The sequence below is a fragment of the Acinetobacter sp. UBA991 genome (assembly GCF_002292065.1).
GTDB classification, from domain to species: Bacteria; Pseudomonadota; Gammaproteobacteria; order Pseudomonadales; family Moraxellaceae; genus Acinetobacter; species Acinetobacter higginsii.
In genome coordinates this window covers 297,408-321,938 of the sequence record NZ_DBBF01000027.1, presented here as the reverse complement: position 1 = coordinate 321,938, position 24,531 = coordinate 297,408, and the positions used below count along the sequence as shown (strand labels likewise).

General features: G+C 39.3%; 23 protein-coding genes. 5 read left to right on the top strand and 18 right to left on the bottom strand.

Features of this window, described 5'->3' with window-relative positions:
- Positions 1–227 precede the first annotated feature (227 nt).
- A complete protein-coding gene (locus B2727_RS12370; RefSeq protein WP_033132864.1) occupies positions 228–722 on the top strand; it encodes a DUF2867 domain-containing protein in 495 nt (164 codons plus the stop codon).
- Positions 723–781: 59 nt separating this feature from the next.
- Here B2727_RS12370 and B2727_RS12365 read toward each other — a convergent pair whose 3' ends face one another.
- The 12 genes from B2727_RS12365 to B2727_RS12310 form a co-directional block, all read right to left on the bottom strand.
- Entirely contained in the window at positions 782–3,112 is a 2,331-nt protein-coding gene (locus tag B2727_RS12365) for a TonB-dependent receptor (RefSeq protein ID WP_033132865.1), read from the bottom strand.
- Positions 3,113–3,250: 138 nt separating this feature from the next.
- Entirely contained in the window at positions 3,251–4,120 is an 870-nt protein-coding gene (locus B2727_RS12360) for an MBL fold metallo-hydrolase (protein ID WP_033132866.1), read from the bottom strand.
- Positions 4,121–4,130: 10 nt separating this feature from the next.
- Positions 4,131–4,541, bottom strand: coding sequence for a DUF6691 family protein (locus tag B2727_RS12355; RefSeq protein WP_033132867.1), 411 nt, complete (start codon positions 4,539–4,541; stop codon positions 4,131–4,133).
- On the bottom strand, positions 4,541–4,957 hold the full coding sequence (locus B2727_RS12350) for a YeeE/YedE family protein (protein WP_033132903.1): 417 nt from the start codon (positions 4,955–4,957) through the stop codon (positions 4,541–4,543). Before B2727_RS12350 ends, B2727_RS12355 begins: the two co-directional genes overlap by 1 nt.
- A gap of 208 nt (positions 4,958–5,165) precedes the next feature.
- Positions 5,166–5,918, bottom strand: coding sequence for a zeta toxin (locus B2727_RS12345; protein ID WP_033132868.1), 753 nt, complete (start codon positions 5,916–5,918; stop codon positions 5,166–5,168).
- Positions 5,919–5,922: 4 nt separating this feature from the next.
- The gene (locus B2727_RS12340; RefSeq protein WP_033132869.1) at positions 5,923–6,177 is read right to left on the bottom strand and encodes a hypothetical protein; all 255 of its coding nucleotides are present in this window, start codon (positions 6,175–6,177) and stop codon (positions 5,923–5,925) included.
- A gap of 78 nt (positions 6,178–6,255) precedes the next feature.
- Positions 6,256–6,732, bottom strand: coding sequence for a DUF6438 domain-containing protein (locus B2727_RS12335; protein WP_033132870.1), 477 nt, complete (start codon positions 6,730–6,732; stop codon positions 6,256–6,258).
- A 157-nt stretch (positions 6,733–6,889) separates the two neighbouring features.
- Positions 6,890–7,588 (bottom strand): 2-C-methyl-D-erythritol 4-phosphate cytidylyltransferase, encoded by a 699-nt coding sequence (gene ispD / locus B2727_RS12330; protein WP_033132871.1) that lies wholly within the window; start codon positions 7,586–7,588, stop codon positions 6,890–6,892.
- Entirely contained in the window at positions 7,572–7,943 is a 372-nt protein-coding gene (gene ftsB, locus B2727_RS12325) for a cell division protein FtsB (RefSeq protein ID WP_004806821.1), read from the bottom strand. The genes ispD and ftsB overlap by 17 nt, the downstream gene beginning before the upstream one ends.
- A gap of 126 nt (positions 7,944–8,069) precedes the next feature.
- On the bottom strand, positions 8,070–9,359 hold the full coding sequence (eno, locus tag B2727_RS12320) for a phosphopyruvate hydratase (protein ID WP_004806818.1): 1,290 nt from the start codon (positions 9,357–9,359) through the stop codon (positions 8,070–8,072).
- Between the two features lie 45 nt (positions 9,360–9,404).
- Positions 9,405–10,262, bottom strand: coding sequence for a 3-deoxy-8-phosphooctulonate synthase (kdsA, locus tag B2727_RS12315; RefSeq protein WP_005204020.1), 858 nt, complete (start codon positions 10,260–10,262; stop codon positions 9,405–9,407).
- Between the two features lie 33 nt (positions 10,263–10,295).
- Positions 10,296–11,927: a CTP synthase gene (locus tag B2727_RS12310; RefSeq protein ID WP_033132872.1), complete on the bottom strand. Its 1,632-nt coding sequence runs from the start codon at positions 11,925–11,927 to the stop codon at positions 10,296–10,298.
- 370 nt (positions 11,928–12,297) lie between these two features.
- Here B2727_RS12310 and B2727_RS12305 point away from each other — a divergent pair, with 370 nt between their 5' ends.
- Complete coding sequence (locus tag B2727_RS12305) at positions 12,298–12,777, top strand: hypothetical protein (protein ID WP_033132873.1); 480 nt, start codon at positions 12,298–12,300, stop codon at positions 12,775–12,777.
- A gap of 58 nt (positions 12,778–12,835) precedes the next feature.
- Here B2727_RS12305 and B2727_RS12300 read toward each other — a convergent pair whose 3' ends face one another.
- From B2727_RS12300 to B2727_RS12285, 4 genes are all read right to left on the bottom strand, one after another.
- Complete coding sequence (locus B2727_RS12300) at positions 12,836–13,921, bottom strand: YheT family hydrolase (protein WP_033132874.1); 1,086 nt, start codon at positions 13,919–13,921, stop codon at positions 12,836–12,838.
- Positions 13,922–13,940: 19 nt separating this feature from the next.
- Positions 13,941–14,660: an SGNH/GDSL hydrolase family protein gene (locus B2727_RS12295; RefSeq protein WP_033132875.1), complete on the bottom strand. Its 720-nt coding sequence runs from the start codon at positions 14,658–14,660 to the stop codon at positions 13,941–13,943.
- A 39-nt stretch (positions 14,661–14,699) separates the two neighbouring features.
- A complete protein-coding gene (locus tag B2727_RS12290) occupies positions 14,700–15,107 on the bottom strand; it encodes a nuclear transport factor 2 family protein (protein WP_004806805.1) in 408 nt (135 codons plus the stop codon).
- Between the two features lie 70 nt (positions 15,108–15,177).
- Entirely contained in the window at positions 15,178–17,202 is a 2,025-nt protein-coding gene (locus tag B2727_RS12285) for an NADPH-dependent 2,4-dienoyl-CoA reductase (protein WP_033132876.1), read from the bottom strand.
- 124 nt (positions 17,203–17,326) lie between these two features.
- On the opposite strand from B2727_RS12285, the gene B2727_RS12280 reads away from it, so the two are divergent.
- Positions 17,327–17,887, top strand: a complete 561-nt coding sequence (locus tag B2727_RS12280) for a PadR family transcriptional regulator (protein ID WP_005313568.1) — start codon at positions 17,327–17,329, stop codon at positions 17,885–17,887.
- Positions 17,887–18,807, top strand: a complete 921-nt coding sequence (locus B2727_RS12275) for an alpha/beta fold hydrolase (protein ID WP_033132877.1) — start codon at positions 17,887–17,889, stop codon at positions 18,805–18,807. Before B2727_RS12280 ends, B2727_RS12275 begins: the two co-directional genes overlap by 1 nt.
- Before the next feature lie 54 nt (positions 18,808–18,861).
- Here the strand turns inward: B2727_RS12275 and B2727_RS12270 are convergent, their stop codons facing one another.
- The gene (locus B2727_RS12270) at positions 18,862–19,905 is read right to left on the bottom strand and encodes a 3-deoxy-7-phosphoheptulonate synthase (RefSeq protein ID WP_033132878.1); all 1,044 of its coding nucleotides are present in this window, start codon (positions 19,903–19,905) and stop codon (positions 18,862–18,864) included.
- 618 nt (positions 19,906–20,523) lie between these two features.
- Between B2727_RS12270 and B2727_RS12265 the strand changes: the two genes are divergently transcribed.
- Entirely contained in the window at positions 20,524–22,098 is a 1,575-nt protein-coding gene (locus B2727_RS12265; RefSeq protein ID WP_033132879.1) for an ATP-binding cassette domain-containing protein, read from the top strand.
- Between the two features lie 99 nt (positions 22,099–22,197).
- On the opposite strand, the gene B2727_RS12260 is transcribed toward B2727_RS12265, so the two are convergent.
- A complete protein-coding gene (locus B2727_RS12260; RefSeq protein ID WP_033132880.1) occupies positions 22,198–24,381 on the bottom strand; it encodes a TonB-dependent siderophore receptor in 2,184 nt (727 codons plus the stop codon).
- Between the last annotated feature and the right edge of the window lie 150 nt (positions 24,382–24,531).

The window sequence follows — 24,531 nt, the reverse complement described above, 5'->3', positions numbered from 1 at the left end:
ATTTCTCTATGTTATAAAATCGGTCTTGCTGTAGTTAAATTTTCTATAAATTATGTGAAATTTAATTTAGCTTAGCAAAATAAATATCAATTAGAAAAGCCATTTTATAATAGAATATCAAACTAAATTCAAAATAATCGTCAGATAATGTGATTGACAAACATTCAGTAATTCATCTATAAATTATTATAAATTTCATATATCTATAAAATCTAGGAATAAGCACAATGGAACATCAGAATGATCTTCATCCTTTGGTTGCTCCATTAGCAGTGCTTAACTACCTACATGAAGCACATCAATACATCGATAAGAACCTAACAGTGATGCAAGTTTATAATTTAATGACAGGACATCCACCCTTTTGGTTACGTATTGCATTTAAAATCAGAGATTTTTTAAGTTTAAGGTTAGGAGGTGTCCAACCGATCAGCGGCTTTGATTCGGTTAAACCCGAAAATGTTCAGATCAATGAAAAGTTGGATTTTTTTGATGTGGTGAAAATTACGGACAAGGAATTATATTTACAATCTACAGATAAACATCTCAGCGTATTGGTCGCATTACAGCTTCAGGAACATAATGAACAGGAGAATGAGTTGACCGTCACAACCAGTGTGATTACTTACAATCTTTTTGGAAAGATTTATATGCTTCCGGTCTCCTTGGTACATGATCTAATCGTCAAAAATTCATTAAAAAATTTAAATCAATCGTGTTAAGTGGCGACCACTGAAAGCGCTTCTTGCGATTTTCTTTCAGTGGCCAGATTTATATCACCTTATATCTTCATACTTACACCAAGCTGAAAACCACGCCCTGGCAATGGTGCAATATATTTCAATGGGGAATTATGCGGTCTCGCCTCCTCATTCAGTAAATTTGAACCGTTTAGGAACACGTCAATATCAGAGTTCTTTAATTTTAGATGCTTGCTAATCTGCATATCGACCATATTGAAGGCTGGCAATGGCTCTTCCTCCGAAACATTCTTGCCTAGGTATTTCGGTTTATCATAATAAATACTTGAGAGACGTGCCGCCCAATCCCCTTTACTCCACTCTACGCTTGCACCGTAGCGACTGGTTGGCATGTTTGGTAAATAATTGCCATCATTAAACAAGCTCGTTCGATTCGGATTTAAATTTTTATTTTTCACAAAATCAGCAAACACGCCTAGGGTAAAAAGCCCCAAATGCTGTGTATTAATTTTTTGTTTTAGATCAACTTCATAACCTGTGATTTCAGTATCTGTTTGAGTCCAGTATTTGAGTGGTAAGCGGTTCGCCGTTTGCATGCCAGAATGAGTGAGATAGAGATAGTTTTCAAATTTCATCTTATACACGGTAGCCTCAAGATTAAAATCTTGATAATTGAATAAAGCGGTCAGCTCTGTATTTTTAGATTTTTCAGGCGCTAACTTTTGATTTCCTTGCTCATTAACCATGATCGAATAGTGATTACCACTGGCATAAAGTTCATTCAGCTCAGGCGCACGCTCCGATACTGAATATCTAAGCTTCATGCCTAGATAGTCATTCATTCTGAGATATGAACCAAAACTATAGCTTTCTAAATCGAAATTAGTATCTTGCAACTTAGAATTCGGCGAGTTGCGAGAGACTTTAAAATCACTGTCTTTGATCGAGTGATCAATACGTTCTTGGCGATAGCCTGCATCGAAAGAAAGCCAATCTAGATCAATTTTCTCTTGAACAAAAATGGCGTGTGTCTTGGTATTTACATTGGGTAAATAGCGTAGTTTCCCCTGTCCTTCAACAGTTCGATTACTCTGACTCAGCCCAAGTAGACCATTTAAATACGGCAAAGGTTGATGTCTGAATAGTATTTCAACTTGTTTGGTATTAAAGCGGTAATCATTTGCTAACTGTGTCCCGAGATATTCACCTGAACGATTGATCACTTGATTCGCTTTGAAGTCGATTCCCTTAAAAAATGGTGTATCAAAATTATATTGACTATCCAATGTATATTTTCGTTGATCCGTCTTTATTCCTACAGGTAGACCATCATCATAAGAAGATTGAAACGACTTATTTTCTAAAGAAAAGCCTGGTACACCGTATGCATTTTTCTGGGAATCTGCACTCAAGCCAATATAGCCATTTTGCAGAAAGTAAGTACTTCCGATCGCATAATGCTGATTTTCCAAATAGCTATTGCCTAGCTTTCGATTGTAATTTGGTGTCACATCGTTATTAATTCTGTTTTCTTTAAACTTGGGTGTATCAGCAATATATTCAGGATTTGCTGGGTTGATATATGTCTTACCACTCCAAACAGATGACGGCTTATCGGTATAGAATGAAAATTTCCCATCTGCCCAATCTGGATTTTCAGTCATAAATTGGTCAATATATTTTTGCGATGCGGTGTTATAGATCTGCTGTATGCGCGTATCTTTTTGACAAGCATCTGCCAACGCTGAATTCACACCACCTGTTGCAGGAAATACTGCGCTATTACATTGCTCAGCCTTGCTGTCACCTGGAATTTTATAAGAAGAAATGTCTTGTTTAGAAAATAAAAAATTGGTTGAAAAGTTGCTTTGATTATTTAAATTCAGCTTAAAACCATGTGCATCTGTATTATTCCAACCTTTTCGCACAGCCAACTCTAAATTATGATCTTTCTTGGGAATTTCTTTGCTAATCAGACCATTCTCTACATTTACACTACCACCGATGGCATTTCCGCCGTATCGCACACTATCCGATGACTTATTTACCTGAATAGATTGATTAAATAAAGGATCAAATGAAATGGCAATATTACCACTGATAGCATTCATGCCATAAATCGATAGTCCATCCTCAAGAATTTGTACACGATTGCCACTTAAGCTGCGGATAACTGGTGCTCCTGCATTGGGACCAAAGGCACTACTCTGTACACCTGACACCTGCTTGAGTGCATCCCCTAAAGTTTGATTTTGTGTATTTCGATTCTCTACAACAATATTGTTCCCGATTGAAAGATCTGTTTCTGCTTTTAAACTGATTTTTGGCAAGATAACAGGACTATCCTGCTCATTTGCAGATGCTTGCTGATGAATGAATAGAATGGCTATTGCCAGGGCTTTGTAACGCACATTGAACTCCTTATTTTCAATTGTTATGTTATAACATAACAATTAAGTGTTCAAACAAAACCTAAGCTTCATTTTTCATTCTTAATGTGCGAGAAAAGACATCGTTCAATTCCCTTTGAACGATTGAGTGTGTGATGATTAATTAAAATAATTCAAAGGTAACTTTAAATAGCGAACCCCATTAGACTCGGGTTCTGGGAATCGGCCTGCATCCATATTGATTTGAATTGCCGGTAGAATAAGCTTAGGCATCGACAAAGTTGCATCACGTGCTTGACGCATTTGTACAAACTCATGCTTCAGTGTTTTTGCATTTAAGTGAATATTGCTTTGCTTCTGTGCCCGAATATCTGTTTCATAACTATATGTATCACGACCTTCTGGTTTATAGTCGTGACATAAAAAGACACGTGTAAGTTCTGGCAATTGATACAGTTTTTGCACAGAATCAAATAAGATATTCGCACTGCCTTTTGGGAAATCACAACGCGCCGTTCCATAATCGGGCATAAATAAGGTATCACCAATAAAAACAGCATCACCGATCACATAACTTAAGCACGCAGGTGTATGTCCTGGTGTCGGTATGTTATATGCCGCTAAGTTTCCGATACGGAAGTGTTCATGGTCTTTAAACAGATAATCAAACACTTGATGCGTATTAAAATACTTCATATCCATATGATAAATTGCACTAAATGTTTCCTGAACAATGGCAATTTTCTCACTCATGGCAATCTTGCCGCCAAGCTTAGATTTCAGATATTGTGACGCCGTTAAATGATCGGCATGAACATGCGTTTCCAATATCCATTCAACGGTAAGGGCTTGAGATTCAATATAAGCAATGATCTCATCTGCATGCTGTGTAGATGTTGATGCCGAGGCAGCATCATAATCCAAAACACTATCAATAATTGCACAATGTTTTGTTTCAGCATCATGTACAACATAACTAAAGGTATTACTTTGCTCATCAAAAAAGGCTTTGACTGCTGGATATTGCACTGCATTTCTCCTACTGTTTGGCCCAAAGACGATGGATCAACATGCCGAGCAGCATTGCTCCAATAAAATACCAAACTTCAAAATAACCCAGTCCGATCAGAGTAATTGCGGGTGCTGGGCAAATGCCTGCAATTCCCCAACCCATACCAAATAATATCGCACCTATGATCAACTTCTTATCAATTTGATTATTCTTTGGTAAAACAATCGCCTCACCTGATAATGTTTTTGGATTGCGTAAAGCTTTCTGAAATGGGAGAAATGCAACTGCAATTGCACCAATCATCACAAACATCAAGCTAATATCCCACGCGCCAAAAATGTCTAGAAAACTTAATACCTTCTCAGGATTTGACATTCCAGAAACCAAGAGACCTAGCGCAAATAGACTGCCGAAAATCAATGCAAATAAATTCTTCATTACGCTGCTCCCAGAATATGACGCACCACATACACCGTAACAAAACCAGCGATCATAAATGTAATTGTGGCAACCATTGAACGTGGCGATAAACGGCTAATCCCACAGATTCCATGTCCACTGGTACAACCTGAACCTAAACGTGTCCCAAAGCCTACCAACAGTCCAGCAATGATCAAAGCGAGCGGAGACGACTGCATAATAATTTCAGGCTTGACAAAAATTTGATAAATAAAGGGTGTAATAATCAGGCCTAATAAAAACCAAAAAGCCGAACTAGGCAAAAATGTTTTAGGCTGTAATAATTGGGCAATCAAACCACTCACACCCGCGACACGCCCATTGACGTATAAATAACCAACAGCCGCTAATCCAATTAACGCGCCACCAATCAAAGCTAGAATAATACTTGTCATCATCCTCTCTCACCATTCAATATATATTTTTATAATATATTATTTTAAATAACATTTGAATAAATCTATTCAATATTAGCCTCTAAATCGTGATTTATACGAAAAATGGCACATCTTGGTAAATATTTTCTAAAATTAAGTAAGTTAATTTGACTCTTGAGCATAAAAACAGGATGTGAACAAGCATCACATTTCTTGAATAGACTGACTATTCAAACTCAGCAAGTACTCTTTCTGCAAACCAAACAGGAAAGACTGTCACGATTGGATTGATTCTTAGTCGATCCGCTTGTTCAATTTCTGCTAAAAAAGCTGCTTTTTCACCATCAGAAGAATTATCAAATATAAAAGCTCGATCACTCACCTCAATGGCTTGCATGAGTAAGTCCATGCTACGGTAATAACGATCACGAATTTTGGGTTCTGCTACAGCATGTCCACCAGTACTTACTCGATACTGTACCCGCGCAATATTGATTTCAGGGTCAATCGTTGAAACATAGTACAGATAAGTTTTAAACCCTTGCTCCTGAGCCATTTTCAGAAACTCAACTTTGCTGATATGCGACATAACTGTTTCAAAGGTAAAACTAATTTTTAAGCTTAGAAATTCCAAACGGATAAAGTCGATAATTCTGGCAGCAAGATATGAATCAATATCTTGAATAGCAAAAAGAATAAGGTGCTCACTGAGTAATTCAGGTTCTTGACTTAATAACTTACAGGTTTTTTGATTCAATTCTTTCTTTTTGGTTTTTAAAAAAGCAATCAATTTTAGTGCGTCTAGAGACTCATGATAAATCTTTAAGTCCAAGCGATGAGTTTGATTTAAGGTTTTTTCGAGTTCATCTGCATTTAAATATGCCCCAATATGTCGGGGCAATAAATATTCTTTAATCGTACTTTTACCAGAACCGTTTGGACCAGCAAACATGCGAATTCTAGGCGTAGACTGTCGCATTAACTTATACAACAGCCTGCTTTTTTTTACGCTTCAATAGAGTACGCGATGCTTCAATAGTAGTATAAGCGCCTGAGATATCCTTGATCACTTCAGTCTCACCAGTTGGATGCTGTTTTAACAGTTGACGACCTTTGGCATAGACCACAGTAGAGGATTCACTAGCTTCTTCAAACGCATTACGGAATGCTTCTACAGCAAGCTTAGGAAGAAGACTTTCCTCTTGCGTACTCATTTTCATGATTGTAAAAGCTGTCATTAAAGACTCCTCCACCTGATTGCGCTTATACCTATACTAGCATAACTGCTAGTTTTGTCTATTTTTGCAGCAGTGAGCTTAACGAACCAGATCGTCAATACCGATCAGTTTAGGTAATTTATCAATTACCTTATTCAACTCAGCATTTGCCGGAGAAATACAACCTGTGTAATGGCTAAGCTTTGTTACAGTTCCATCAGGCTTTTTCCATGAGAAATAAGCACTTGGCTGGTCGGTTGCTGTTTCTTCACAACCAGTTGTCTTTACATTTGAACCCGTCGCAGGACGATAGGTTTTTAGCTCTTGTTGTAATTTCTTATAAACGGAAGGATCAACAGTTAAATCCTGAGTACCTGTTACTTTGGTGTATTGTTTACCATCGAAATGAACAGCACCTTCAGGTGTAATCTCAACAGAATAAATTGGGCATGCACCAAAACATGGACTAGATGAATAGCGGATTGTTTCTTGCGCCGTATCCTGAGGTTGTTGAGGTGTTGTTGCGCAGCCAACTAAAGAAAAAGTAAAAAGGCCCGCAATGAATAATTTTTTCATTTGTTGTTCCGTTATAAAGTATGTTATTCAAATTTAACAAATCATAGAAATTTTGTCATTTAGATTGATGTAAAAAAAATGGAAAAATCACTTAAATTTACTTAGGCTATTTTGAGCTAAACAAAAAAATAAGCACTTTTATATGGGCTAATTAGGCTTAGTTTTGAGCTTGAAGAATTAAGCGAGCAAGTTCTAAATCGTCAGCATAAGTAATTTTGATATTATCTGAACGTCCCTGCACCACGTGTACAGGCTCATTCACATATTCCAAAGCACTTGCTTCATCAGTGATCACGATGTGATTGGCTAAAGCTTGTTCAATCGCATTTTTAAGAACGCCGAGTTGCGCCATTTGTGGCGTTTGTGCTTGCCACAATAACTCACGACTCACAGTTTTATCGATCTGATTTTGCGGAGCCACTTGTTTTAGCGTATCACGAACTGGAATAGCCAAAATCGCACTTTGATTTGAATGTTGTGCTGATTCGACTAACCTTATTAGACAGTTTACAGTTACGCATGGCCGTGCAGCGTCATGGACCAACACCCAATCATCTTCATGAGCAATGTCAGATAAATAGATCAAGGCGTTTAAAACTGAATGGACACGCTCTGTACCACCCAAACAAAAATGTAGTTTATCTTTGTGCTGAAAAGAGAGAGTTTTGGCGAAATTATCTTGTGCACCAATGGCGAGTACACAACCAGCCAAATCTAAGGTATTTAGGCGATTAACCGTATGTTCAAGTACAGTATGATCTTGAATATACTGATATTGTTTTAATTCAGTTTTTGAAAAACGACTGCCAGAACCAGCTGCTGGTACAACCGCCCATAGCTTAGTCTGGGTTTTCATTGGTTGCAGTGTCTTCTTTTGCGTTTGGATCGATATAAATTGGTTTGTAATGGGTACTAATGGTACTCATTTGTACGAAGGTTTCATTCGGCTTGACCAAACCTAAATCTAAACGTGCATGTTCTTCAATGGCTTCACTGCCACTTTTTAAATCAAAAACCTCTGCAGCTAAAATACGATTTCGCTCTTTGAGCTCAGTATTAATTTCTGCTTGCTGCGTAATTTGTTGAGTTAAAGCTTGGTGAGGAAAATACCCTCCCTCACCTAGCCAAAATTGATACTGCAGGCTTGCCACCAGAGCGATGACAAGCACTAAAATCAATTTACTCGAGGTCGATCGAAACATCTCTATCATGAAAAATTCCCTACATCCTTCTTACAAGGAAGATCATCTGCAAATTCTATAGGATTATGAATTTGCAGAGTTTCTGTCTTTTGTAAAGAAAGATGATCAGAAGTATTCAACATAGATAAATTGACCTTAGTTTAGACCTTTGAATTCAGCTTTACCGCGGTAAGCTGCGTTCGTTAATTCTTCAATACGAAGCAATTGGTTATATTTCGCTACACGGTCAGAACGGCATAGTGAACCAGTCTTGATTTGACCAGCTGCTGTACCCACTGCCAAGTCAGCAATTGTTGAATCTTCAGTCTCACCTGAACGGTGTGAGATTACAGTGCTATAGCCATTTGCTTTTGCAAGGTAGATTGCATCTAGAGTTTCAGTCAATGTACCAATCTGGTTATATTTGATCAGAATAGAGTTACCTACTTTCTCATTAATACCGCGTTGTAAAATCTTAGGATTAGTTACGAATAAATCGTCGCCAACCAATTGGATTTTGTCACCAAGGATTGATGTTAAGTAGCTCCAACCTTCCCAGTCAGATTCATCTAAACCATCTTCAATCGAAATGATTGGGTATTGGTTTACAAGACCAGCTAAATAGTCAGAGAACTGGTTGCTTGTGAATGCTTTATTACCTTCACCAGCAAGGATGTACTGACCATTTTTGTAGAATTCTGAAGAAGCACAGTCAAGTGCCAACATAATATCAGAACCAGCTTTGTAACCAGTTTGACCAATCGCTTCAAGGATAACAGTGATTGCTTCTTCGTTTGAACGCAAGTTTGGCGCAAAACCACCTTCATCACCCACAGCAGTATTTAAACCTTTTTTGTTTAAAACTGATTTTAGTGAATGGAAGATTTCAGCACCTGCACGTAATGCTTCAGCAAAAGAAGTGAAGCCTACCGGTTCAATCATGAACTCTTGAATATCAACATTATTGTCTGCATGCGAACCACCATTGATGATGTTCATCATTGGTACAGGCATGGTCAAAGTCGTTTGACCACGAAGATCAGCGATATATTGGAAAAGAGGAATTTTCTTTTCATCAGCAGCAGCGCGCGCAGCAGCCAATGAAACAGCTAAAGTTGCGTTAGCACCTAATTTTTCTTTGTTTTCAGTACCATCAAGCGCGATCATCGTATTATCGATGTCTTTTTGTTCAAATACTGATTTGCCCACTAAAGCGTCACGGATAATGGTATTTACGTTATTAACCGCAGTTTTAACACCTTTGCCCAAATAACGTGCTTTGTCGCCATCACGAAGTTCTAAAGCTTCACGAGAACCAGTTGAAGCACCAGATGGTGCACATGCACGACCAACAACCCCAGATTCTAAAATAACGTCTGCTTCGATGGTTGGGTTACCACGAGAGTCCAAAATTTCACGTGCGCGGATGTCAACGATTTGGCTCATGAACAATTCCTCTGTTGAATGAAAAACAAGATGCAAATAATTGCATCAATGGGTGTCTAACTTTTTGAATCCTTTAACCAAAGTATCCAATTCTTTTAATTGCGCCAAGAATGGCTCAAGCTGAGATAAACGCAATGCACATGGTCCATCACATTTTGCGATTTCTGGCTCTGGATGTGCTTCCAAGAATAAACCAGCCAATCCTGTTGCCATACCCGCACGCGCTAATGTCGTGATTTGGGCACGACGACCACCAGCAGAATCAGCGCGTCCACCTGGTGTTTGCAATGCATGGGTAACATCAAAGAATACCGGCACATTCATTTCTTTCATGGTATCGAAGCCTAGCATATCAACAACCAAGTTGTTATAACCAAATGCTGAACCACGCTCACAAAGAATGAGTTTGTCATTTCCAGCTTCCAAACACTTATGCAAGATATGACGCATTTCATGTGGTGCTAAGAATTGTGCTTTTTTGATATTGATAATGGCTTGAGTTTTCGCCATTGCTTCAACGAGATCAGTCTGACGACTTAAAAAGGCAGGAAGTTGGATGATATCAGCAACTTCAGCAACAGGTGCTGCTTGGTAAGGCTCATGAACGTCAGTGATAATGGGCACATTAAAATGCTTTTTAATGTCAGCAAGCCATTCAATCCCTTTTTCCAAACCCGGTCCACGATAAGAGTTTAGGCTTGAACGGTTTGCTTTATCAAAGCTTGCCTTGAATACATAAGGAATGTCTAGGCGTTTGCAAATATCAACATAAGTTTCAGCAATTTCAAATGCTAAATCTCTTGATTCCAGTACGTTCATTCCGCCAAATAATACAAATGGCAAATGATTTGCCATTTGTATATCGCCTAAACGTACAACTTCTTGTGGTTTTAATTGTGACATTTAAACTTTCCCAGTTTATTTAAAACTTAGTACTTACTTTTGATGCTGTTTTTTTGCAGCTTCGATGAAGCTAGCAAATAATGGATGTCCATCACGTGGTGAACTTGTAAATTCCGGGTGGAATTGTACAGCAATAAACCAAGGATGTTCAGGAATTTCTACAGTTTCAACTAAATGTTGTACTGATGAATAACCCGAAATTTTCATCCCTGCTTGTTCAAGTGCAGGAATAAAACGATCATTCATTTCATAGCGATGACGATGACGCTCAGTAATTTCAGCTTTACCATAGACTTCACGTGTCTTCGTGCCTTCAACCAGTTCTGATTTTTGAGCACCTAAACGCATTGTGCCACCCAAGTCAGACTCAAGACTACGTTGCTGTAATTCACCACGTTCATCTAACCATTCAGTAATTAAACCAATCAATGGATATTTGGTTGAACGGTTAAATTCTGTTGAACTTGCTTCTGGCATCGCTGCAACGTTACGCGCATATTCAATCACAGCCAATTGCATCCCTAAACAAATACCAAGGAATGGAATCTTGTTTTCACGTGCATATTGAATGGCTTTCATTTTGCCTTCAGTACCGCGCTCACCAAAACCACCTGGTACCAAGATCGCATCAGCAGTACTTAAAACACTAATATCTTGCTGTTCAAGCTCTTCAGCATTGACATAATCAATCTGGACTTTAACAAGGTTTTGAATCCCTGCATGTAAAAGTGCTTCATTCACAGATTTATAAGCATCTGGAAGCTCTACATATTTACCGACCATTGCAACACGAACTGTGTATTCAGGGTTGAGTAATGCTTCAACGACATTGTCCCAATCTTCAAGGTTTGCTTCTGGAAGCTCATTAAAGCCAAAACGCTCACAGATCAAGTCATCAACGTTTTGCTCATAGAATGTACGTGGAATTTGATAAATCGTTTTCGCATCTTTACATACCACAACGGCACGCGCTTCCACATTTGTGAACAATGCAATTTTACGTTTAGTATCAACATCGACATCATATTCAGTACGGCAGATTAAAATATCTGGCTGAATACCAATTGAAAGAAGCTCTTTCACTGAGTGTTGAGTTGGCTTGGTTTTGAGCTCAGCCGCAGATTTGATATATGGCAACAAAGTTAAATGCATAAGCATGGTACGTTTATGACCAAGCTCTACCATCAATTGACGTACTGATTCCATAAATGGAAGTGATTCGATATCACCAACTGTACCGCCAATCTCAACGATTGCAACGTCGTAACCTTCACCTGCGCGAAGTACACGTTCTTTAATGTTGTCTGTAATATGTGGAATAACTTGAACCGTACCACCTAAGTAGTCACCACGACGTTCTTTATTTAAAACGTCTTGATATACGCGCCCACTGGTAAAGTTATTCAGTTTGGTCATTTTCGCACGACGTAAGAAACGTTCGTAATATCCCAAATCTAAGTCAGTTTCAGCACCATCCTCTGTGACGAAAACTTCACCGTGCTGAAATGGGCTCATGGTACCTGGATCGACATTAATGTATGGATCCATTTTTACCATAGTGACTTTTAAGCCACGAGCTTCCAAAAGTGCAGCAACAGAAGCAGCAGAAATACCTTTACCTAGTGATGAAACCACACCACCAGTGACAAAAATAAAATGGGTCATTGAGTTTCTCGTACAATCGAGCCGAAATCGGCCTACAATGTTGGGCAATTTTACTGTACTCTGCCCCTATAAAGCAAAGTCAAACCGCATCAATTCAAAGAACTATAAACAACTGGCTATTCTATCAGCATTTTCGATAAAAATTTACGGGTTTTGTGGATTTTTCATCCATAAATTACGTTTAACAGGCCAAAATCAATTAAAGCGATACCTAAAATCTTGCATTCATCACTTTTAAATTCTTTGCTGCTCGTCTGTTTAATTGCAAGCATTTATAAAATATAAACAAACTCAACAATTCACAGGGATTTCTTCACATAGATTTACTGTTATAATTGCTGCTGTCCTTATTTAATATGTTGTTTTAGCAATGGCGAATAAAAAACTTTTAATTTGTGCAGCACTTGCGACTGGTCTTTTATTAACTGCTTGTGTGAAAAAAGAAGAACCAAAAAACGAAGAGCAGCAAGAACAGACCGCAACTGAGACTCAAACCCAGCCCGAGCCTGAAAAAATCCAAGAGTTCGAGTCTTTAGAAAGTGTCGATAAACACCAAGCTCCAGCACCGGTTGTAGAAACAACGCGTGAAGAAACACCAAATACAACGACCGAGATTCGTCGTGAGACTCGTCCGGCTCAAACAGAAACGCCTGCTGCAACACAAACACCAACTGAAGCTCCACGCGCAGAAGAGCCGAAACCTGTAAAAGCTGAACACAAACCAGCAAAGACAGAACAGCCTAAAGCAGAACAACCTGTGAAAACTGCAAAACCATCAGCACCAGCTCAAAGTGAAGATGACGCTGTCGCTGCCGCAATCGCTGCTGCAACACCTGCTTTAAATAACTAATTCATTCGTGAAAAGTAAAAAGCCAGTTGCTTTCAACTGGCTTTTTTGTGTCTATAGATTAGTAATTTTTAAAAAAGTCCGCCATCAAACGGGAGGCCCAAGACTTCACCGTTAAACTTTCATAGAAACCACAATGACTTCCCTTTTTGGTGGTTACAACTGCAATATTGTCCATTTGCTGAATGGCATCTTTATAAGGTTCTAAGTTTTTAATTGAACAAACTGGATCATCTTCGGCATTGAGAATCATCAATGGAATTTTGACATTTTCGAAGACATAGATTGGATTAATCGCTTGGCAATAACTCTGATAATCCTGAAATCCTGCCATTTCAAAATATTCTTTTTCAAACTCTTCCAAGCTTGTGGTCGTCAGCACTTTTTCTACAGATGCAATTTGATTCCATGTATTCTGATAAGGATAAATGAAGTATTTAAATAACTTCTTGGTCATCATTTTGCTATAAAACGGATGCACATTTTTAAAACCGATTTCAGTGTTATAACCAGGGCACATTGCAAAAGCAGCTTTGAATGGCGTATCCACCCCTTGCTCGCCTAAATAGCGGACCAAAAGCCCCGTACCAGCTGAGGAACCAACTGCATATAAATCGGATTGTGGAAACAGGTTTTGAATATGCGCAAGTTGTTCTTTCAGATCACTGGTTGAACCAAACAATGAAATACGAGGCACTGGCATTGGCAGTCCTGCATGGCCACGGCGCAAACAAAGTGCAATTCGCCAACCATTATACTCATGCAAATCTTTGACCAGTTCGCGCATACTTTCAGGTGTCCCTGTAATGGTATGCATAATTACAACAGTTGGTGTTTCTACTGGTAGGTCATATCCATACCACGCAACGGCGGTAATCCCTCCATCCTGCATGATCAAACGATCAACACGGTCATATTCAAGTTTAATGGTTTTCTTACGAATCACATCAAAATACAATAAATGTAGATGTGTATTACTCAGCCAAGGCGTAGGACGATATTTTTGCTTTAACTGCGGTAATTTTTCCAAAACATCTTTAATTTTCCCTTTCGGGTCATAGTACATTTTGGGTTGCTCAGCACCGAGCACTGAATCAAGAAGCTCTGAACCTAACACTTTGATTTTATCTAAAGCAGATATACCCATATTCAATAACCGCCTCTATCTACGCATGAGTAAATGTTTGTCGCACCAAAGTTGCGACCTGTTGTCCCCAGATGGCATAGATTTCTTTGCTTGGATGAAAACCATCGCTTGCCATCGGCAAATCCATTGCTTGAAAAGCTTCAATATCATATTGAATAAATCGAAATTGAGATTGTGGTGCCAACCATTGCTGTAATGCCTGATTCATTTGTTCCGCATATTTTCCAAACAGCCAAGCCAAAGGATTAGGTAAAGCCGGAAAATGCTGCATTGGTGGTACACCGGATACAATAATGAGTTTAGGTTGAAACTGATTCTGTATATAAGTGAATAGCTGTTTTTGTTGTTTGAGCCAAGATTTTGCAGAGGTCAGTTTAGTCACATCATTCACACCAATTGAAGTGATAACAACATCATAGCACTGCTGATCTAACTGTTGTACTGCTTGAAAAACCTGTTGAGTGGTATCGCCTGTTTTAGCATGCAATTTCCATTGCAACTGATATTCATTCTGCAACTCAGCAATAATCGCCCCAGATAAAGCCTGTTGTTGGGTTTCAACACCAACACCCGCCGCTGCCGAATCGCCAAGAATGAGTAAAGAAAGTGGCTGACCCTGACCCACGATACCGTGGCGGTCGCCACTTGCTTCCCAAAGACGTGGTGTATTGTTACGAACTTTCATACCCTGTACGACTAATACAGGCAGTAATGCAAAAGTTGAAAGCTTTAACCACATTTTAATTCTCTTAATATTACTTAGGCTATTTTACAGGCATTAATTCGGTTGATACTTGGCAAAGCGTGCACCCATTTTTTCTGCTAATGCGGCCAAACCACTCATCGGGCGAATCATCACTTCAAAATCAATGATTTTGCCTTGTTCATTAAAGCGAATCATATCAATGCCTTTAAGTGATTTCCCGCTGACATTGGCGCTAAATTCCAACACCACATTTTCACCATCTTCAGTATAAAATTCACGGTGATAGGTAAAGTTTTCAAACACCTGAATCACATTCGTCAAAATAAAGAAAACCACGTGTTTCCCTTCATAAGGGTTATAGGCAACAGGCGAACGAAACACAACATCATCGGCCAGCAAATCATTTAAGTTGGATAGGTCACCTGTTTTAATCATCTGATGCCAGTTTTCTAAAGCTTGTTTTGTTGTTTCCAATGTCATTGTTATTCTCCCTTGAGATTTAATGGATAAGTCGGGAGCACTTCCTCAATAGAAATGCTCCCGAGCATGTTTACAATGTTGCTGCTAACTCAGCACCTTGGCGAATTGCTCGTTTAGCATCCAACTCACCCGCTTCTTTGGCGCCACCAATCAAGTGAACACTTTTACCGTCCGCTTTAAGCTGATCAAACATTGCGGTATACGACTCTTGGCCTGCACAAATCACCACATTATCGACTTCAAGCACACGACTTTGACCATCAACGGTAATATGCAAACCTTGATCATCCACCTTGTCGTAGCTTGCGCCGGCAATCATTTTTACATCACGATGTTTTAAGCCTGTACGATGAATCCAGCCTGTGGTTTTACCCAGACCAGCACCAACAGATGCACTCTTACGTTGTAATAAGTAAATCTCACGTTCAGACTTTTCTAACTCAGCCGGTTTTAAGCCACCTACATGCTCGTAAGAAGTATCGATCCCCCATTCTGCATAGAATTTTTCAGGATTTAAGCTGCCACTATCACCTTCATGGGTTAAATATTCTGCCGTATCAAAGCCAATACCACCTGCACCAATAATGGCAACACGCTTGCCTACAGATACTCGCTCTTTCAACACTTGGATATAGCTCAATACTTTTGGATGATCGATCCCTTCAAATTGCAACTGACGCGGCGTCACGCCAGTTGCAACCACGATATCATCATAGTCAGTTTGGCTAAGTTCTTCATAAGTCGCTGTGTGGTTCAGTACCAACTCAATATTCGGCTGCAATTCAATTTGACGTTTGAAGTAGCGTAAAGTTTCGTAGAATTCTTCTTTACCTGGAATGGTCTTGGCAATATTGAACTGACCACCGATTTGATTGCTTGCATCAAAGACCTTAACTTTATGCCCACGACTTGCTGCATATACTGCAAAGCTCAAACCTGCTGGACCCGCACCAATCACCGCAATATTTTTAACCGCATTGGCTTCTTTAAAGATCAGCTCAGTTTCGTAACAAGCGCGTGGATTGACTAAACAGGTGGCAATTTTCATTGAGAAAATATGGTCTAAACAAGCTTGGTTACAACCAATACAAGTATTGATTTCATCGCTACGACCTTCACTGGCTTTTAATACAAACTCAGGATCGGCCAGCATTGGGCGTGCCATAGACACCATATCTGCATGACCAGAAGCCAATACATGTTCTGCCATTTCAGGGGTATTAATACGGTTCGAGGTAATCAATGGGATTGAAACTTGACCTTTCAGTTTTTCAGTCACCCATGTAAATGCAGCGCGCGGTACTTTAGTTGCAATGGTTGGAATACGTGCTTCATGCCAACCAATCCCTGTATTGATAATGGTTGCGCCAGCTTTTTCAATTGCTTTCGCCAGTTGGATGACTTCTTCTAAGCTTGAACCACCTTCAACCAAATCCAGCATCGATAAGCGATAAATAATAATAAAGTTTTCGCCGACTAAATCACGGGTACGCTTTACAATTTCAATCGGGAAACGGATACGATTTTCATAGCTACCACCCCATTCATCATCACGATGATTGGTACGTGCCGCAATAAACTCATTAATTAAATAACCTTCCGAGCCCATGATTTCGACACCATCATAGCCCGCATATTGTGCCAGCTTGGCGCAGTTAGCAAAGTCATCAATGGTTTGCTGTACTTCAGCTGAACTTAATGCTTTAGGTTTAATTGGATTAATCGGTGCCTGAATCGCAGAAGGTGCAACGATCTCAGGCTGATAAGAATAGCGTCCTGTATGCAAAATCTGCATCGCGATTTTACCACCCGCATCATGTACCGCTTGGGTGATCACTTTATGTTTTTCTGCTTCTGCGATGCTATCTAGCTTAGATGCATGTGCAAAGGTAAGACCTGCATCGTTTGGAGCAATACCACCTGTGACGATTAATCCAACATCACCTTTGGCACGTTCTGCATAGAATGCAGCCATACGTTCATAACCTTGATGCGCCTCTTCTAAGCCAACATGCATAGACCCCATCAAGACACGGTTTTTTAAGGTGGTAAAGCCTAAATCAAGTGGCTTTAATAAATGTGGATAAGCTGACATGGTTTCTCCTTTGGCTCGCACTCTGCTAGCTAATGCAACTTGTTGCATAAAGTTATAAACAAGATTTGATTTTTATGCAACATATTGCATAATTCTGATGAGTCATTTTTTATTATGGAACATCATGTCACTCGCCCATGTTTTACTGACCAGCTTATTGGAAAAACCAAGTACAGGTTTTGACTTGGCTCGTCGCTTTGACCGTTCAATGGGCTTCTTTTGGAATGCGACTCATCAGCAGATTTATCGTGAACTCAACGGGATGCTGAAAAAAGGATGGATTTCTACATTAGAAGAACAAGCTGCCAACAGCCGTAAAAAAACTTATCAAGTTGAACAACTTGGAAGGATACAACTGGCATCATGGATTGAACAACAAAGTGAACCTGCTCAACTCCGTGATGATCTCATGGTTAGATTAAGAGCTGAAGCTCAACTCGGTGGCAATAATATTTTGCCCGAATTAGAGCGTCACTTAGTATTGCATAAGGAAAAATTAAGCCTTTATCAAGCTATTCATGATAAAGATTTTAAAGATAACCAACCAACCAATCGCGTTTTGTTTATCCATAAGATGATTCTAGAACTCGGTATCATTAAAGAAAATGAATGGATAAAATGGTTGGAACAAATGATTCCTCAACTGAAAAAGTTTGAAGAAGCCAACAATAGTGGAGAAAAATAATGCCGTTCTATAGCATGCCCGATCAAGAAAAATTATTTGTGCGACGCGTTGGCGAAGGCGAACCTGTGCTCGTCTTATCCGGACTGGGCATGCAAAGCTGGCAATGGCTCCCTTTCTTATTTGCCAATCGTAAACAATATGAATTTATCATTCCCGATTGGCGTGGTTTCGGCGGTTCAAAAAATTGTGCAATTCCAGAGCTCGATGCGATCTCAAGTCATTGGAATGATGTAGACTCGCTGATCCAACAATTAAAGCTCGATCAATTCATCCTGATGGGTTATTCCATGGGTGCAACTACAGCTATGCATGGTATGAAGCATGGTGGCTTAGCTGAGAAACTCAAAGCCTATCTGCATATTGATCAAACCCCTAAAATTGCAGTTGATGATTCTTGGCAATACGGATTGTTTGGTCCAAAGCATCCTCAATTTAAAAGTTTATTGCTTGAGATTCAAACGCTATTACTCGACTATAAACATGCTCAGAAACTAGAGGACTTACCCGATGATATCCGCTATAAGCTGGTCAGCTTGTGGGGTGATTTCATTGAACTGCAAGGCAGCAACAACTATAGCCCTAAAATTTTCAAGCTCGCTCTAAACCGCCCATTCCTGCAAAAATACTTACTGCCAATTCAGCGTTTAGACTATTTACTGTGGTATGTCGAAAATTATCTTAATCATAATGAAGACTATCGTGAAGCCATCAGTCAACTGAATTGCCCAACCACTTTCTTTATTGGTCGTGAATCTACCCTTTACCCAGAAACTGGCCAAACATTGATTGCTGAAAGTCTAAGCAATGCTACAGCGATTTATTTTGAACGTTCTGGACATACACCACTGATTACTGAACCAAGAAAATTCAGCCAAGAGATTGGCCACTTCCTTGCGGCTCAATCGACCCAAGCAGCTTAAGTCGACCGTAAAGAAAAAAGCCAATCAATTGAGATTGGCTTTTTTATGTCTGGTTTATTTTTTATGTCGCATTTTCTCAGCAACATCCAACAACACTTGTGCTGTTTTATCCCAACCTAGGCAACCATCCGTAACCGACTGGCCATAAGTCATATCGCAGGAAATTTTTTGATTACCATCAACCAGATGACTTTCAATCATTACACCACGCACTTTCGATTCAGCACGCTCTGCAATAATTTGCTGTAAAACCTGTGGTTGTAGTAGTGGATCTTTACCGCTATTACCATGACTACAATCAATTACCAGTGCAGGTAATTGTTTATGTTTGAAATGCATCGCTTGAATCGAAGCCAAATCATAGTTGGTACCCTGATTTGAACCACGTAAAATTAAATGCGGTAATGGATTACCTTCACTATGTAAAATCGCAGGCAAACCTTGCTGAGTCATTCCCAAGAATTGATGACCATGCAGTGCTGATTGAATCGCATCCAACGCAATTTGAATCGAACCATCGGTACCGTTTTTGAAGCCAATGCTGTATGGCATATGGCTGGCAATTTCACGATGAATTTGCGACTCACTAGTCCGCGCACCAATTGCGCCCCAAGCCAATAGGTCATCAAAATAACCTGTTGCCATTGGGCTTAAAATCTCACTTGCGATTGGCAAACCTTTCTCGATTAGCTGCAAGTAAAGCTGACGAGATTTTTCTAAACCGAGTTGTAAGTCTGATGATCCATCTAAATTTGGATCATATAAGAAACCTTTCCAACCCACCGTGGTACGCGGTTTTTCAATATATGCACGCATCACCAAGAATATTTGATCTTTAACCTGTTCTTGTAATAGTTGTAGGCGATCAGCATATTCAAGTACTGCGATAGGATCATGAATCGAGCAAGGACCAGTAATCACCATTAAGCGATGATCATGTCCAGATAAAATATTCTGAATCGTTTGACGATGTTTTGAAATTTGCTGCGCTAAAGTGGCAGACAAGGGATACTGCGCTTTGAGTTGTGATGGCAAGCTAAGCATTGATTCTTTTGTATGTGTTTGTGGTTGTGTCAAAGCAGTATTTAAAGCATTCATTTTTCAATTCCTTTGGACTGACCTTCTTCGCAGTCCTATCATTTATTTGAGCAAGTGTGATCTAAGCGATGTTGATTTTTTTGCAAAGTAAAACCAAGAAATCTTGCTAAAATATGAATAATTAAATGTATACATGGTATTTCTCCTAAAATCATGATTGTTAAAGCATAAAAAAACCTGATCGGTGTTGCCGATCAGGTATTAACTGGTTGGGCAACCTTTTTGCTGCCCGAAACGCATCAGGCAACGATCAATATTGCCAAAAGTAAAAGTATGCGTTGGTGTTTACAGTATGCTTTAACATATTTATTTCAAATATCTAAAAAACGGTGTCTAACTATTAAATTACGCACTATTTCAGCATTTGACAAGCACTTTTTATGTTTTTTTAATCATCTCTTCAAAATCTTAAAATTTGACCTTTCATCACTTCCCCCATAGAATAGTGTAAAAATAAACCAATTTGAGATCACGCCAATGAAGTAAGTTCTATTTCCATCATCAAAGTTCATTTTTCTTTTTGATGTGCAAAATAGACTTAGCTATCGTTTAGCGCTGCTTTATTCTAAAACTTATCTCGATCTCTCTATTTTGCATATCCTGTTTATGAGGTTTCTTATGACTCAACAGGCATGTATTGTTTCCAACTTATCCCTTGAATTCGCACAGCGAATACACTTCGACTCGCTTTGCTTTCAACTTCCATTACATCAATTCACAGGATTGATTGGATGCAATGGCCAAGGGAAATCACTATTGATGTCTCTTCTGCATGAACAGACAAAATTCAAGCTCCCTTATTCAGGCCAAATCTCATGGCAGTGTCCGCATCAATATCTGGCTCAACTTCAGCGTGTACAAGCAGATACAATCGCTCAAGCCTTGCATATTGAGGATTTATACCAATGCTTCGAACGGATCCAGCACGGTACTGCAGCTTTTGCCGATTATGACCAAGTCGAACATCTGTGGCATTTACCAACAGAATGGCAACAACTTTTGCAAAGTGCGGATTTACCGATAGATCTTGATACACCTATTCAATATTTGAGTGAAGGCCAAAAAACCAAACTCGCACTGTGTCGCCTATTTCTACTCAAAGATCATTATCTATTACTGGATGAACCGAGTAATCACTTAGATACACGGGGACGAGAATGGTTGATTGAGCAAATGTCTCAACATCCTACAGGTGGACTCATCATTAGCCACGATCGGCAACTACTGTCTCACGTACAGGGGATTTTTTCCTTAAATCAGCTGGGACTACATTATTATGGTGGCAATTATGCGCTATATCATCAGCAGTATCAGTTACACGTCGACGCATTATCACACGCAGTACAGCAAGAAAAACGTGAATTAAAACAGCTGAAAGAGCAGCAACATCAAAGTCAGATGAAAGCCCAAAAACGTCAAAAAACAGGTGAAAAGTTAAGGGCTTCTGGTTCACAAGCTCCCATTCTACTGGATGCTAAAAAAGAGCAATCAGAACAATCTCTCTCACATCTTCGCAAACAACAGAGTAAGCAGCTTGCAGATGCAAAAGACGAATTGCAACAGAAGCAAACTCAACTGGAACATCTCAAAACACAATCTTTCGAATTTGCACATATAGCCAGAAAGTCAGGAGAAATCTTACGTTGTCATCAATTACAACTCCCTTATGCGAAGACAAAACCCATTGATCTTGCAATTATGGCTGGGGAAAAATTGCATTTACGTGGTGCAAATGGAACTGGCAAATCAAGCTTATTAAAAACCCTTCAAGGTTTAATCCCACCACTTACAGGTGAAGTGTATTGCAAAGTAACTTCTATTTATCTTGACCAGAGGCTTTCGCTACTTGATGACACTATTTCAGCACTTGAATATTTACAACATATTGATCCCGGACTAACGGAACAACAAGGGCGAACTTTATTAGGTAACCTTCAAATTCGAAGAGATAAAGCACTTATGCCCATCTCCAGCCTAAGTGGCGGTGAACGCTTAAAAGTGGCTTTGCTTGCCTTAAAGCAACAAGCAGTTGAACTGTTATTTTTAGATGAACCCGAAAATCATCTCGATATCGAATCTCGTGAATTACTGGCTCAAGCAATTCATTCTTTTAACGGTGCTGTGATACTGGTGTCGCATGACAAAACTTTTGTTGAAGCATGCGGAATGACAGCAACTTATATCTTGGTATAGTTTTTTATTTTCAAATTCAGGCATGGCAAAACCATGTTCATGCCTGAACCCAACATTCATCTAAAGCGATCTGATTATTTTATAATTTAAGCACTCGTATCAAAACTTATAGTTCAGAGTTGCCATAAAATTACGTAGCTCCCCCCAAGTATTGATTGCCGTTCTTTTATAAATGGTATTTCCGACATTATCAACATTGATCGCAAGACTGAGATCTGGATTGATCTGATATCTCCCCATTAGGTTCAAGAGAACATAGTCATCTTGTCGATTAAACTGAGTTGCTACGCCGCGTGCACGTGTATCAAAAATTTCACTTTGCCAATTCACCCCAGCCCCTAATGTCAATTTATCCCATTGATAATTTGTGAACAATTTCAGAGTCTGCCGTGGAAGTGAACTTCCTGTAGCTGTTGTTAAGGTTTTTCCATCACGATCTTTTGCATCTGTGTAAGTATATCCAGCAGAAATATGCCAATCAGGACTCAATTCACCAGCAATCGATAACTCCACACCCTTTACCTTAGCGCCATTCACTGCAATATAAGCAAAATCACCATCGGTCGTAAACTTTTCACCATCCCGAACAGCAAAATTATCTTGCTTGGTTTCGAAGTAAGCAAGGCTGGTATTTAAGCGTTGATTAAAGAATTCTGCTTTTAAGCCTATTTCTGCACTATTTCCCTCTTCTGGGTCTAAGAATTGGCCTGTAACATTTTTTCGAGTAGATGGATTAAAAATAGAGGTATAACTTGCATAGGCAGAGATCTGATCGTTCATATCTAAAATCAAACCCACATAAGGGGTATAGATGTTACTTTGTTTTTGTTCAGTACCTGTATTTTTGCGTTCCCAAGTACTCAAACGTGAGCCTAAAATCAGTTTTACTGGATCTGCTAACTGTAGTTTGGCCGAGGCAAATCCACCAATCTGATATTCATCGGATATCGTCCGCCCAATAGGCGTCAAGTTGATATAGTCTCCCACATCACCATGGTAGTTTTGGATCGGTCTAGATGAAAATTGCCAGACTTTATAAGCAGGATCATTGGCATTTACTTTGTATCCATTGATCCCAAAACTTAATTCATGCTCGCGACCAAGTGCTTGAAACTGCCCTGAAACAAAACTATCAATTGCATGAACTTCAGGTGTATTGATAAACTTACTGCCATGAACACTCATTTCCCTGGGCTTTAAGATAATCGGGTTACCCTCCCAGTCAGTACCATTCACGATACCCTTTTCATCTTGATAATTTAAAGTATAGCCTGCTATGTTTCTAATTTGATCGCTGTCCGTTTTGGAATAACTATAGTTAATCACCCCTTTCCAATTTGAATTAAATTGATGCTCTACACCCAATAATGCATATAGATTATTTACCGCAAGATTTGAGTTGTGAGTTGCTGGATTATCTCTTGGTCCAAAGGTCGTCTGCTTCAAACCATCTCCACTCACAAATGGAAAACCATGTTGTGCAGCATTATAGATTTTATTTTGTTGCAAACTTAGTACGGTTGTTAATGTCGTCTGATCACTGAGATCATAATCTACCGTACCATAGAGTAAGGTTGAATCTTTATGATAACGATCTTGCTGATTACCTCCTGACGAATGTGCCGCAATCAATCGCCCTTTAAGCGTTTTATCTGCGTTCAATCCACCCGATACATCAAACTGACTACGATATCGTTCCCAGCTACCCGCCTGAACTTTAATGGAACCTTGTGTATCTTCGGTCGCGCGTTTGCGTACATAGTTAATACTTGCACTCGGATTACCAGAACCGCCAAGCAAACCTGATACACCTTTTAGAATTTCGATACGGTCATAAATAGCCGTGTCTTCCATACCAATGTTATAAGTTCCACCAAAAGATGCCGCACTGGTTGGAATACCATCTCGCATAAAATTATTAATCTTAAAACCACGAGCATAATAATCTGAAAAGCCAGCGCCTTCTTGTCCATGCTGACTTTTACTTACCCCAGGTGTTTCCTCTAAAACTTTGCTGATATCTGTTAAATTTTGATCCTCTATTTGTTGTTGAGTAAACACAGTTAAGCTCTGTGGAGTATCTTTTAAATTTAAATCAAGTTTGGCTGAACTACGGCTCGATTGAACAGTATAACGATCACGATTGTTTTCCGCTTTAACCGTTATTGTAGGCAATGTATTGGCAGTGTCGGCTGCCCACACATCTGAACCAATTACCAAGGAAATCGCTGATACTAAAATTCTGGGAGAAAATAATTTTCTGTTGAAAACTAAGGATTCCATGAACACACTCGATTGTAACAATGAAAATAAAAATCATTATCAATCGTAGCAGTATTCTGTCGGCCTGATTTTCATAACAGGCCGTAAATGTAGCCTCTTTGTGCCTATATCATTCTGTCTTGAGTTTGTATAGCACACTTGAGGGTTATG